11 protein-coding genes are annotated in these 14071 nt (G+C 38.8%); all 11 read right to left on the bottom strand.

Annotated elements, in window-relative coordinates; translation table 11 throughout:
* Positions 1 to 123: 123 nt before the first annotated feature.
* Positions 124 to 1404 carry a S1C family serine protease gene (locus D1B33_RS10880; RefSeq protein WP_118876428.1) on the bottom strand — a complete coding sequence of 427 codons (1281 nt, stop codon included), beginning with the start codon at positions 1402 to 1404 and terminating at the stop codon, positions 124 to 126.
* Positions 1405 to 1541: 137 nt separating this feature from the next.
* Positions 1542 to 2330: an MBL fold metallo-hydrolase gene (locus tag D1B33_RS10875; protein ID WP_118876427.1), complete on the bottom strand. Its 789-nt coding sequence runs from the start codon at positions 2328 to 2330 to the stop codon at positions 1542 to 1544.
* Between the two features lie 36 nt (positions 2331 to 2366).
* A complete protein-coding gene (locus D1B33_RS10870; RefSeq protein WP_158582961.1) occupies positions 2367 to 3224 on the bottom strand; it encodes a two-component system regulatory protein YycI in 858 nt (285 codons plus the stop codon).
* On the bottom strand, positions 3211 to 4515 hold the full coding sequence (locus D1B33_RS10865) for a YycH family regulatory protein (protein WP_233549462.1): 1305 nt from the start codon (positions 4513 to 4515) through the stop codon (positions 3211 to 3213). The genes D1B33_RS10870 and D1B33_RS10865 overlap by 14 nt, the downstream gene beginning before the upstream one ends.
* A complete protein-coding gene (gene walK, locus D1B33_RS10860; protein WP_118876424.1) occupies positions 4512 to 6335 on the bottom strand; it encodes a cell wall metabolism sensor histidine kinase WalK in 1824 nt (607 codons plus the stop codon). Before walK ends, D1B33_RS10865 begins: the two co-directional genes overlap by 4 nt.
* Before the next feature lie 5 nt (positions 6336 to 6340).
* Entirely contained in the window at positions 6341 to 7051 is a 711-nt protein-coding gene (yycF, locus tag D1B33_RS10855) for a response regulator YycF (protein ID WP_118876423.1), read from the bottom strand.
* 333 nt (positions 7052 to 7384) lie between these two features.
* Positions 7385 to 8869 carry a M23 family metallopeptidase gene (locus D1B33_RS10850; RefSeq protein ID WP_118876422.1) on the bottom strand — a complete coding sequence of 495 codons (1485 nt, stop codon included), beginning with the start codon at positions 8867 to 8869 and terminating at the stop codon, positions 7385 to 7387.
* 428 nt (positions 8870 to 9297) lie between these two features.
* A complete protein-coding gene (locus D1B33_RS10845) occupies positions 9298 to 9519 on the bottom strand; it encodes a helix-turn-helix domain-containing protein (protein WP_118876421.1) in 222 nt (73 codons plus the stop codon).
* A gap of 9 nt (positions 9520 to 9528) precedes the next feature.
* Positions 9529 to 10020 (bottom strand): DUF2975 domain-containing protein, encoded by a 492-nt coding sequence (locus tag D1B33_RS10840; protein WP_118876420.1) that lies wholly within the window; start codon positions 10018 to 10020, stop codon positions 9529 to 9531.
* Positions 10021 to 10165: 145 nt separating this feature from the next.
* Entirely contained in the window at positions 10166 to 12133 is a 1968-nt protein-coding gene (locus D1B33_RS10835; protein WP_158582960.1) for a methyl-accepting chemotaxis protein, read from the bottom strand.
* A 580-nt stretch (positions 12134 to 12713) separates the two neighbouring features.
* Complete coding sequence (locus D1B33_RS10830) at positions 12714 to 14000, bottom strand: adenylosuccinate synthase (protein ID WP_118876418.1); 1287 nt, start codon at positions 13998 to 14000, stop codon at positions 12714 to 12716.
* Between the last annotated feature and the right edge of the window lie 71 nt (positions 14001 to 14071).

Below are 14071 nucleotides of genomic sequence, written 5' to 3'. Positions count from 1 at the left end.
AATTTGTTATAAGTTATCCACAAACTATTGTATCAGACAAAAAAAGAGTAGGAAAGAAGAGGTTTTTCTTTCACTACTCAGTGTGTATAAATTTCTATAAGTTATCCACAATTGAAAAATGTTCTATAAAGTCGTTCCTTCAGTTAACGTCATAGTTAACTCCACTAGCTTTCCTTGTCGGTACACTTTTATTGGTAATGAATCGCCAATATCCGTTTCGTTGTACAAGTAATGGCGAAGATCAATGGAGTTTTCGATTTTCTGTCCGCCCATTTCAACAATAACATCATACTGTTCCATACCTGCTTTATGGGCTGGTGACCCTTGAGCAACCTGTGTAACGACAACTCCTGTTGTTACTTCCTCAGGCAAACGCAATGTTTGTTGTTGATAGAAAATCGGAACGTCCGTTAAGTCCAATAGGCCAATTCCCATGGTTGGACGTTTCACTTCACCCGTTTTTTCCAGTTCCTCAATAATTGGGATTACACTATTAATCGGAATGGAGAAGCCCAATCCTTCAATTGTATCTTGTGCAATTTTCATGGAGTTAATGCCGATTAATTCTCCTGCAATATTAATAAGCGCTCCTCCACTATTCCCTGGGTTGATGGCTGCATCCGTTTGAAGTACTTCTACTTCCCAGTCCACCGATCCATTCCCATCTAAGTCAACCGGTACGGAACGCTCCGTTCCTGAAATAACTCCAGTAGTAACAGAACCGTAGAATTCCAGCCCTAATGGGTTCCCAATGGCGATTACTGTTTCTCCTTGCTTCAATAGGTCGGAGTTTCCAAACTCTGCAACTGTATCTACTTTTTCGCTGCTGATAGAAATAACAGCAAGGTCCGTCCAAATATCGCTCCCTACCAATTGGGCTTCTTCTTTAGAGCCGTCTTCCAGAGTTACTTCAAGCTGTTCCGCTCCTTCTACTACATGGTGATTTGTCACGATGTAAGCAGTGTCCCCATCTACTTTATAAATAACCCCGGAACCGCTGCCGACTTCAGAAGTTTGTGACTCTTGGTTCCAAAAATCCGTTACTTTCTGAATATTGGTGATTCCCACGACCGCACCCGAAACTTCCTCTACTGCAGTAGTAATATCCGTTGTGACTTCGGTTGCTGATTGTGTGATAGCCGTTTCTCCTCCATTTTGGTTAGTGGTTGAGTTACCAGGAAGTTGATTCGATAGTGAAGGAACCAGCAGCCAAATGAGGAGGGCACCGATGATTACACCTGCAAGTCCGCTTATAAAGTACCCTGCCTTGCTTCCCCCTTTTTTATTGGCACGCCGTTTGTTTTCTTCTTCCTGTTCCCGCTTCAATCGTTCCTGCAGAGGCGAATAAGAACTTGGGGATTGCTGTTCTTCTTGTTTATTTTCGTCATCATTGAAATAACTCATTTACGTTCATCCTTTCGTTTTCCTTGTTGTCATTATGATACAATCCGAACATTAAAATTACATGAAAATGAAATAAAACAAAAATAAAGGTATAACAAAAAAATGTTATACCTTTCTTTAACCTATCCAGTTGGTGTTTAAACTGTTGCAAGCGCTGTTGGTTCTTCTGCATCCGTATCATGAATATTTACATATTCGCCGGGAATGATTCCACAGGATTGCAAGGTTTGCGTGACGCTCATTCGCGCTAGGTCCTTCATATTATTGTCTTTGCTTAAGTGGGATAAATAAATTTGTGTCGGCTTTTCAAACACTACTTCACTCATCGCTACCGCTGCATCTTCATTGCACACATGCCCTACATCACTTAAAATTCTCCGCTTCACAGACCAAGGATAACGCCCCATTTGAAGCATCCCGATATCATGATTGCTTTCAAAGACAAAGGAATCTGCCCCACGGATGATTCCTTTCATGCGGTCACTGACATAGCCTGTGTCGGTAATCAAGACAAGCTTTCGGCCATTTTCATGAAATACATAAAACATCGGATCTGCTGCATCATGGGAAACGGCAAAAGATTCTACACTTAAGCTTCCAAAGGATTGAACGGCTTCCATGTTAAAAACAAATCGTTGATCCAAAGGAATTTTGCCGATCTGTCCATCCATTGCTTGCCAAGTTTTTTCATTTGCATAGATGGGAACATTATATTTTCGGGCAACCACTCCCAATCCCTTTATGTGATCGCTATGTTCGTGTGTAACGAAAATACCGGATAATTTTTTCATATCGCGATCAATTTTAGCAAAAAGCTGCTCCATTTTTTTCCCGCTCAAGCCAACGTCGACTAAAAATGCATGTTCATCATTTTCAACATAGATGGCATTTCCAGTACTTCCACTTGCCAAAACACTAAATCGCATACAATTACTCCTTACTTTTTTCTAACTCTGTGTCGTTTATTCATCTTCTTCTGTGATGGCCTCTTCTACTAATTCTTCAACTTCTTGGATTTCTGAAGCATTCAGTTTCACATCAATCACTCCGCCCTCAACTGCATTGACGAAGTATTCTTCTTCTGTATCGTTTGCCGTCTTCACACGGATTTCCCATGTTGGAACAAAAACTTGGTTTTTTGTTCCTTGCACGAGTGTCGAATAACCTAAATTCATTTCCTGAATCGTTGAATTTGACTGTAACAGACCTTTATTATAAAGAGTTTGAATCGTTCTTAAAGGGGGTGTCAACACTTCCTGTTCCTCTTTAGCAGTGATATCTTCCAAAAAAGTTTGCTGATACTTGATAATCTCTTCATCATCATTCCAGTAAACGATCACAAGGCTGTTAATATTATGGTAGATTATATTTTTATTGATGGTTTGATAAAATGTCGCTTGTTTCTTTTCGGCATCCACTTCCCATAAAGTATAGGAAGCTCCTTCATAGACATTTGATTTCACGAAATCATTTAAGGAGGATGGATCCTCGATGTTCACGGCCACCGGTTTTTCCAACGTCACCAGAAGCTTATTTTTATTTTCAATGACAACTGTTTGCTCATTTGGAAGGTCAATTTCCGCTTCTGCAAAGTTTTTTACTGTACCCGAAATATAAGGGGCTTTTTCAATATTTATCGGTAAATGTTCGTAAGAAATGTTATCATTTTTTAGCCAAACCTCAAAATTTTGGTCTTCTCCCAATAATGTAGTTTCCATTTTCTGAGCTTCTGTATGCCGGTTTAAGTATAGGGAGTATAAAAAGACATCCAGGATCAGAAATACGACGATAAATATAGATTTCGACTTACTCCAATCCATCTGCTGTCCCTCCCAATGTTTCCGTCGGTATAGGTATTCCAACGCCATCTTTAATGACAAACCAACTTGGTTTAAGTATATAAATGCGTTTCTCGGGATGTTTCTCTAAAGAATAACCCACCAAGATTTCATCTACGTTTTCCAAACTAGAAAGGTTGTCCACAATCTCGCTGCCTGCCGGCAATTGGCGCTGAAATGTCTCAACAGAAACGCCAAATTTAAAATAAGGTCTTTCATATCGGAAAATCTGATATTCTCCCCATTCCATGGATATTCTTGTAGATGTAATGCCGCTGAATACAGGAAGATCTTGAAAGAATAATTGGTATTTTATGATACGCCCTTCAGGGTTACTATAGGCATATCTGTAATCGCCCGTCAGCCCCCCATGATTATTAAGAAAATCCAGGCTATCCTGTATCAGATCAGACCGGTTAATTGCATGAATCCCTTCAGCATCCGGATAGGCATACTTAATTGTTTTTCTTTTCGTATCAACTTCCATAATGGCACTTTCATCATTATAATTAGTAGAAGTTTCATTTTCGATATTTTTCTGTACGATATTTGGATTTTTAAACAATGCCTCTTCAAAAGATTCGAGAGGAATTTCGTCCATATAGTAATGATATTCCCACAATTCAACCGGGTTTTCCGGAAGGTAAAGCGAAAATTCCCCTTCCCTTTGAACTTCGATATAACGTACAGTATTTTGAATAACCTCCGAAAAGCTTTGGGCAAATAGTCTAGCTCCCATCGCTGCATTCATTGTATAAAGCGTCCGATTCTTTTCACTGAGGAAATATAATTTCAATTTTCCTGTTTGGCTATAATCAATGATTAGATGACTAAATGATACGTTGTTCAGCTGTACATTTTCTGGAAAATTCAAAATGGAACGGAATGTATTGATGGGAACTTCATCAGGATAAAATAAAGTCATACGATTTCCGGAATTAATCATTTTATTGAAGTAATCTTCCGATATATTTCTTCTGCTGGACGTAGGTTCCGTAGCATTTAACTGGCTAAGAGCACTGATCACTTTGTCAATTTGGGCTGATTCAACCGTGCCTGAAAGATTTTGATTTTCATGAACCAGCATTCTGTATGGGTTAATTACCTGATCTAACTCTTTTTCTTTATCGGTGCTGATTTTTTTATTTTCGCCTTGGGCTTCTTCGATCGTTTGATAATCCGGTGTATAGGTCCATATCAAGAAAGTGAGGACTAAGCTTAATAAAACCAGGAAGAGGAGGACAAATGCCTTAATTTGCTCTACATGTTTCACTCCCAATCACCCGCCTCGTCCAATTCAAATGGCAATGTGAAGAAAATGGTTGTTCCTATTCCTTCCTCACTCTCAGCCCAAATCTTGCCGTCATGTGCTTCAATCATTTCTTTGGCAATCGCAAGTCCCAGACCGGTACCGCCCATTGCACGGGATCTTGCCCTGTCCACACGATAAAAACGATCAAATATTTTCGTTACGTTTTCCTTTGGAATTCCCATGCCATCATCTGAAACCATTACTTTCAGCATATTTTCATGCACGGTCACTCCAAACCGGATATTCCCGCCATCCGGAGAATATTTCAATGCATTGGAGATAATATTATCAATGACTTGCGTTAATTTATCTGTATCAATTTCAACAAAGTACGAAAGGTCCGGTATATATCGGATGAACTTTACATTTTGGGATTTTGACATTTCAAAACGGTCAATAATGCGATTAAAGAATTTGTTAAACTCCACGACTTCCCTATTTAGTTTATAATCACGGCTATCCATTTTCGATAAGTTCAATAAATCATTCACAAGGCGAATCATTCGTTCAGTTTCTGTTTGTGTAACATTTAAAAAGGTAGGTGCAATCTGTTCATCTTTCCATGCACCATCTGCAAGGGCCTCTAAATAGCTTCTCATCGTAGTTAGCGGCGTACGCAATTCATGCGATACGTTCGCCACGAATTCCCGTCGTTCCATATCGATTTTTTCTTGTTCCGTAATATCATGAAGAACTGTTATTAAACCATTAACAAAGCCGGTTTCTTTTTGAATTACAGAGAAATTTGCTCTTAAAATAAAAGGGTTTTCTTGCGTACTATAATTTAAATTGATCGATTCCTGCATATGAATCAAATCTTCGAAACTATATTCTTGGTCCAATTCCAAAACGGAAGCAATTGGCCTTCCCAACGTAGTTTCACGTGTAACTTCCAAAAAGCTCATTGCAGGATCATTGATTAAGATCACCTTTCCTTTACGGTCGGTTGCAATCACCCCATCCGTCATGTTGCTTAATACAGAGGCAAGTTTTCTTCTCTCCGCTTCAGTTGTAGACTGTGCTTCTTGCAGTCGATTTGTTAGATGGTTAAATGCAATGGCAAGTTGGCCGATTTCATCATCCCCATAAACCCGGACTTTCCTTGAGTAATTTCCTCGCGACATGGCTTGAGCTTGTCTACGCATATCCATAATGGGCTTTGTAATGGTCTTGGCAAATAAAATCCCCAGAATAATGGTGATGGCCAGCGAGATGGAAGTACCAACAGCAAAGATCTGGTTAATATCTTCCATTTGCTCAAAAACACTTTCAATATCGGATTCGATATAAATGACACCAATTACCTCGCCATTTGGGCCGACTCTGTCCATGATTGGAGTTGCCAGCACCCAAACGCGATTTCGCGTTTCTTCGTCCAATTTGATGCTGTCCGCGTAAGTTTCAGAATGGATTGCCTTTGCCACGAGATCATTTTTAAACTGCTGTCCTACACTGGACTGGTTATCTGCCCCTGAAGCAGCCAGTACTTTATTTTTTTTATCAAGAACCAAGATTTTATTAATATCACGAGTCGAAAACTCCCGGACAATCGTGTTTAAGCTTTGTAACGTCTCATCGCTTTCTTTCGACAGCTCTTCACGTATACTATATTGAACCAAGTCAATTCTTTGGGTAATTGATTCTTGAAAATTATCCTTTAAATTATCTTCCAGTTCGGACGAAAAGTAGATGCCAATAATCTGTAATGCGATAATAATCAATAATACATAGATTAAAACAATCTTTACGTGAATTGACTTAATAAAACTCACTTTATGCATTCCTGTTACTCCTGTTCAGGATTTCGTAAGTAGTAGCCTACCCCTCGGCGTGTCACAATCCAGTTTGGATGGCTAGGATTGTCCTCAATTTTTTCGCGCAAGCGGCGAATCGTAACGTCAACGGTTCTTACGTCTCCGAAATAGTCATATCCCCAAACTGTTTGAAGCAAATGTTCACGCGTCATAACTTGGCCGATATGTTTTGCGAGATAATGCAATAATTCAAATTCACGATGCGTCAATTCGATCGCTTCTCCACGTTTTAAAACCAAATACGCATCAGGCTGAATAATTAATGCACCCACCGTAATATCGTTCGATTCTTCTTTTGCTTCATCTACTTGGTTTGATACTTTTAGGCGTCGCATATTTGCTTTCACGCGGGCAATGAGTTCACGGGTACTGAATGGCTTCGTTACATAATCATCCGCTCCCATTTCAAGGCCCAGAACTTTATCAATTTCAGAACCTTTCGCTGTTAGCATGATAATTGGAAAGTCATATTTCTTGCGGATTTCGCGACACACTTCCATTCCATCTCTCTTTGGAAGCATAATGTCCAATAACATTAAATCCGGTTGTGACTCTTCTACTTTTTCCAAAGCTTCGTCCCCATCGTAAGCACAGACTACCTGATATCCTTCTTTTACTAAATTAAATTGCAGTATATCTGCAATTGGCTTCTCATCATCTACAACTAATATTGTTTTCGTCATTGTTTTTTTCTCCTTTTTATTTAATCTATCTATCAAACTTGGTCAAGATAAATTAAGTCCACTATTCGACTATCTATAGAAATGCCATTTATGTAAATTTAAATGGTCATCTAATATTTAACCTCTATTTAAATGAAGTATAGTTTCATTATATCAAATAAACGAACCGAACGAGAATTAGAAACCGTCAATCCATTAAATCAAACAGTTCTACCCACAAAAAATATTTATTTTCCAGGAAATATTTCGACAAAAAAGGCAAATTTTCTTCTTTTGTTTTTCCTCCGCCGCCAATGAAAAAGACAGCCCCTTACCAGGACTGTCTAAATGATGTTATTTTAAATAAGATAATGGGTTAACCAATGAACCATTCTTAAGTATTTCGAAATGCAAATGCGTACCTGTGGATCGACCTGTAGAACCCATGATTCCCATTACGGAACCTTGAGGTACGACTTGTCCAACATTTACTTTGATTTCAGAAAGATGCCCATAAACTGTTTGATACCCATTATTATGATTGACGGTGATTTTCTGGCCATATGTTCCATCCCAACCAGCAAACGTAACAACCCCGTTATCAGCTGCCAGAATATTATAGTTCGACGGGCGTGCAATATCTATGCCCCGGTGGTAGCTTCCCCAGCGTTCACCCATTTGACTGGATATATAACCGCCAACTGTTGGCCATGCAAAGTCGCCCGTACCCCGTGATGAAACCACTTTCGTACCGACAATTGTCACCTGGTCAACCGGCTTGGATAGCACGTTCTCTTCGGTAACCTCTTTTTCAACGACTTTACCATTTACTTCAGATATTACATAAGATACTTCTTTCTTTCCATTAGAGCCTTCTTGTTTTACAACTTTTTCGCCTTTATACTTCTTCTTGTCTTTTTTAACGATTTTTTCAAATGGCATTTTATTGATTGTTTTTTTCTCTTTGACGATTTCTACGTTCACTAATGGTTTTTCAACTGTCACATTGATTTCTTGTCCAATTTGCAGTAAAGCGTCCTCTGCCAACCCTGGATTCAACTCGATCAATTCAGCTGTAGCCAAGTCATGGTCAGACGCAATGGAACCCAGCACATCTCCTTGCTGAACTTCATATTTTTCTTTTTGGAGCGAACCTGTTTTTAAAAATTCCACTGCTTTCTTCGGCGTAACAATTTCTGCCGGATTGACCTTCGCTTCTTCTCCTGAAATCGATTCAGTCAAATTAATTTCTTTAATACGTGTTTCATCTTCTTTTAAAGCGGGTAATGTTTCAACTGAAGCATTCGCTTCATATTGTTTTAATTCACTTTCAGATACGTATTGTAGTTTAAATAAACGGAGTGTTTTATTATAGGCAGCTTTATCCTTTAAATAAATCACAGGTTGCCCATCGATTTGCAAAGCATAGCTTTCTGCTTCCACAATCAACTCTTCGTTTAATTTTTCTAAAGTTGCTAGATCATCCGTTTCATATGTAAATACTTGTTCCGGAATCAAAGTAATATTTGAATTACCATCTAGGTTGTAATTTTTGTAAGTTGCTTTTGCTTGTTTTTCTTTTTCCTCAATCACTTCCGCAACTGCTTCTTTATTTGAAACGGCGCCAATATATGTATCTTTTACATATACATGAAATACCTTTTCAATTGAATCGTTTGCATTTGCTGTTCCATGATTTAAAAAAGTAAAGCCGTAACCAATCACCGTGAATAATACAGCAATCAGTGCAGCTCTCACTAACTGATTTCTTTTGCTATTTATAAGACTTGTAGTTTGTTTCTTTGTAAAGTCTTCGTTGATGTTCCACTTCGAACTCATGATAGGCCCCTTCCAAAGACAGTCCAATTCCTCGGACCAATTTTTCATGTGCAAATTCACACTGTTTAACAGTATCATAATCTTTTTTTCTATTAAGTCTTTTGAAGCTTTTGTAATATAATTGTATTATTTGATTGTTTTTTGTCACAAACTAGGTATAAATATCTAAAATAAGTTTTTTATTCACCTTATGTTATTATTTATTTGTTAGCTTTCTAGTTATTTGATAGAATGGTGCATTTTTCTATGATGCTTTTTGTCTTTTAAGCACCATCCCTTTGATGATTTTTACATACCTTTTCGCGTGTTCACGCTTAGATTCGACAAAACCCACTGGATATTATTTCGTAAAAGAAATAAAAAACAACCGGGAGCCATTCCTTACTAGGATTGTTCCCGGTTGCGCAGTTACAGCCACAACAAATTCGTTATTCTTGCGTTTTTTCTTCATCTTTATATTCCAAAATATCCCCTGGCTGGCACTCCAAAGCCTTGCAAATTGCTTCCAATGTTGTAAATCGAATGGCTTTTGCCTTGCCATTTTTCAGGATTGAAAGGTTGGCCATTGTAATTCCTACCTTCTCTGATAGTTCAGTTACGCTCATTTTTCTCTTCGCCAGCATTACATCTAGATTAATGATAATCCCCATATTCCCACCTCAGACCGTTAAATCGTTTTCTGATTTTATAAGAATCGCTTCTTGCAAAAGTCTTTGGAGAACGGCGGCAAAGACAGCAATAACCAATGGAGCGAAAACAAAAACCATCCCAATGATTACAAGGCCTGGTGCATCGTCCACCTCGGCGATTATATAGATGAATGGCAAAGCTGCCACATAAAAAGCCGCAATAATAATTGCACAGTTTTTTATTTTTTTAAGCGCCTTGACCGAAAAAGCGGAGAAAGCCAGGTTATTGTCTATATAGCTTAACAGGTTAAAAGACTGATACAACGCAAAGTAGAACGGGATTACCGATATATACATGATCATCAATAACCCATATACCATAAATGCCAAGTCGGACCCTTTTTTTACTGCCTCATTTGCCTCCATTGCAATCTGGGGCAGCAAAAATAAGCATGCTGCCAAAACCGGTATCCCTATAAAAATAAGCGCTATCTTTAAAAAGAGCGTTGAACTTCGTTTCATAAAAACACCTCACATAGTATTATGTATATGATTATAGATAATTATTTATCGTTTTTCAATAAATTTTTATTGATTTACTCATTCTTTCATAAAAATAAGCACCATTTCTATTTTGAAATGGTGCTCCTACATTTACATCGGAATTCTAAATATTAAATTCCGCAATAAGGGAACGCAAATCTTCTGCCATATTGGAAAGTGATTGAGCAGAAGCCGTAATTTCTTCGGAAAAAGCAAGTTGTTCTTCACTTGATGTTGTAATATTTTTCGTGCCCGCGCTTGTTTCAAAGGCAACATTCTTCACTTTCAGCATCGTCGTTTCAAGTTGTTGGGAGCCTTCATTGATTGTATGGATGGAAAGTAAGATATCTTGGATTTGTTCGACGGTTTTCTTCATGTAATTTTCAATTTCCTTAAATCTTTCTTGCGATTCGGAAACCACATTTAGCCCTTCCATAACTTCTACTTTTACCTTGTCGATATGCTTCACTGAATTTTTGGTATCGATTTGAACCTCCTTTATGATCTCAGTGATTTGCTTCGCAGATAAACTGGATTCTTCAGCTAGTACTCTTACCTCATTGGCTACCACTGCAAAGCCTTTCCCTTGTTCTCCCGCACGTGCCGCTTCAATGGCTGCATTTAGCGCAAGAAGATTGGTTTGGTTCGCTATGCCTGTAATCACATCGAGAATTTTAACAATTTCATTTGATCGTTGAGATAAGGATTGGATATTGTCATCCGTATTTGTTACCGACTTGGAAATGGAAGTCATCTGCTGCAATGTTCTTTCAACAGATTTTCCTCCTAATTCTGCTTGACTTGTTGCTTCAGCCGATACACCGGAAATAATCGAAGCCTTTTCATTTAACTCCTGAATACAGCCTGTCATATCCAATAAAGATTGTGTACTCGATTCAAGAATAGCATTTTGCGTTTCTGCGCCCGCCGCTACTTGCTGTATAGCAGATACGACCTGTTCGGAGGCAACGCCTGTTTGTTCAGCGCTGGCGCTTAGCTGTTCGGAAGCTGCAGCCAGTATTTCCGACTTTTGATTGACATCCAGTAAAACAGAATGCAGGGATTCCTTCATTTGATTAAAGGTGCTTCCCAATTGTCCCAGCTCATCTTTGCTATTCTGAGGGATGTTGCTCACTTTTAAATCCCCTTGGCTAATTAGATGGGAAGCTTCGACTAAAAGCTGGAGGCGGTTCGTAATGGAACGAATAATGAATGTTATAATCGCCAATCCAAGAACTAGGGAAATGAGAATGACGATCATCGTTTTATATAAAATCGGCATGGTCTCGCTTTTAATTTCAGAACCTAAAATTGTGCCCGTAAGCTTCCAACCCGTTAATGGATTTGTTTCGAAAAGCATGATTCTTGAGTCTTCATCTGTTTGATAAGAGAAAGAACCAGCATCTTTTTCATAAACATTTTTTATATAGGATTCCTTTATCGTTGAACCGGGTTCTTGATTTGGATGAACAATAATTTTTCCATCTTGATCCAAAATGGAGACAAATCCGTTCTCCCCAATTTTAATATTGCCTGCCATTAAAGCGATATTATCTAAATTTAAATCAAATCCCACTACTCCGGATGAATCTTTCAGAGATTTGGCAACGGTCACAACAACTTTTCCTGTAAAGGCATCGATATAAGGACTGGTCACATAGGCTTTATCCTTATTTGCCATCGCCCCCTTGTACCATTCTCGTTCTCTTGGGTCATACCCATTCGGCAGCTCTTGCTCGGGTTTCAATAAGGTAACGCCAGTATCTGTACCAACATAGGCCGCTAATAATTCAGGGTGATTTTTTTGGTACTCTTCCAACAGCTTACCTGTTGAGCTGTTCGCACCTTCCAGAATGGAGGAACGATCGAAGAAACTGGCAAGGTAGGTGGCATCATTGATTTTCATCTGAATGCTTTCTGTAATAATGGAACTTAAAGTTTTCGTATTCTCTGCTGCTGAATTCTCCATTTCCATTTCAATTTTATTCTTCATGGTGAAATAGGAAATCGACCCAATAATCAGAGTAGGCAATAATAAAACAACAAAAAATGATAGATATAATTTCTTTTTTAACGAATAGCCTTTAAACATTTTTTCAACCCTTTCCAATTCGGTGAAGAACATCTGATTTTACAAAAAATAGCATTTTTAGAGACCTCCTCTATTATTTCGGTTTAATGGTTTATTTTATTTACATTATTTTTACTTAAAATTTAATATTTTTTAAATTTTCTAATATTAATTCAAAAGAATAGAAACAGAAAAAGCCCAATTTCTCGAGTTTGCTGAGAAATTGGGCTTCTTTATTAGTTTTTGGGTTTGGGAGTTTTTACTTCCAAACTCGGATTTTTTATTTGTTTGCGCCTGTCGCTTTGCTGTCGGTGCAGGACTAACATTGTTAATCCCAAATAGGATTCTTTATCCTGTTTGCGCCTGTCGCTTTGCTTTCGGTGCAGAACCAACATTGTTAATCCAAAATAGGATTCTTTATCCTGTTTGCGCCTGTGGCTTTGCTTTCGGTGCAGGACTAACATATTAATCCCAAATAGGATTTGTTATCTGTCTGCACCTGTCGCTTCGCTTTCGGTGCAGAACAAAATAGTTAATCCCAGATAGGATTCTTTATCCTGTTTGCGCCTGTCGCTTTGCTTTCGGCGCAGGACTAACATAGTTAATCCCAGATAGGATTAACTATGTTAGTCTGCTCGCGTGCTGGTCCTACTGAGAAGGTCATTAGGTTGATACCTGTTAGTTCCACAACACGTTCTACGTATTTGCGTGCGTTTTCCGGCAGTTCTTCTAATGTACGGACACCTGTAATATCTTCCGGCCAGCCTGGAAGTTCTTCATAGACCGGTTCACAAGCTTCTAGTACCTTCAAGCTTGCTGGGTACTCCGTAATGATGTCGCCATTGTATTTATAAGCTGTACAGATTTTTACTGTCTCCAGTCCTGATAATACATCAATGGAATTTAAGGCTAGATCTGTAATTCCGCTTACACGGCGGGAATGGCGAACCACAACCGAGTCAAACCAGCCTACACGGCGAGGGCGGCCTGTTGTTGTGCCATATTCACGGCCGACTTCACGGATTTGTTGACCCACTTCATCAAATAATTCCGTTGGGAATGGACCATCGCCTACGCGGGATGTGTATGCTTTACATACGCCCACTACTCGGGAAACTTGTGAAGGGCCAATTCCTGTACCTGTCGTTACACCGCCCGCAACAGGGTTTGAAGAAGTAACGAAAGGATATGTCCCATGGTCTACATCAAGCATAACACCCTGAGCACCTTCAAATAGGACACGGCCGCCTTCATCCAATACGTCATTCAATACTTTTGAAGTATCAGTTACATATTTTGCGATTTCTTGGCCATACCCGTAATATTCTTCAAAGATATCTTCGAATTTTAAACCTTCCACTTCATAGAACTTTTCAAATAGACGGTTTTTTTGCTCTAGATTTTCACGTAATTTTTGTTCGAAAATCTCGCGATCAAGCAAGTCCGCGATGCGAATTCCGATCCGTGCAATTTTATCTTGATAGCATGGGCCAATTCCCTTGCAAGTTGTCCCGATTTTATTATCCCCACGCGCTTCTTCATCTACTTTATCTTGATAGATGTGGTAAGGAAGGATGACTTGTGCACGGTTGGAAATAAGCAAGTTCGATGTATCAATTCCGCGCTCTTCCAATCCCTTTAATTCCGTTACCAATGACTTGGGGTTAATGACCATTCCATTCCCCATCACGGATGATTTCTCTTTATAAAAAATACCCGATGGAATTAAATGCAATTTATATGTTTCATCGCCAATTTTGATGGTATGGCCTGCATTATCGCCGCCTGAAAAACGAGCGATTATATCTGCTTTTTTTGATAGGAAGTCCGTAATTTTCCCTTTACCTTCGTCTCCCCATTGTGTCCCAACAACTACAACTGATGTCATATCAGCACCTCCGCTAAATTCGCATACGCTATTAACAAATTTGATTTATATTTTACTAAAACACTAAATTT

Source organism: Ureibacillus yapensis (assembly GCF_003515775.1).
GTDB classification, from domain to species: Bacteria; Bacillota; Bacilli; order Bacillales_A; family Planococcaceae; genus Ureibacillus; species Ureibacillus yapensis.
This window is presented reverse-complemented; position numbering and strand designations above follow the sequence as displayed.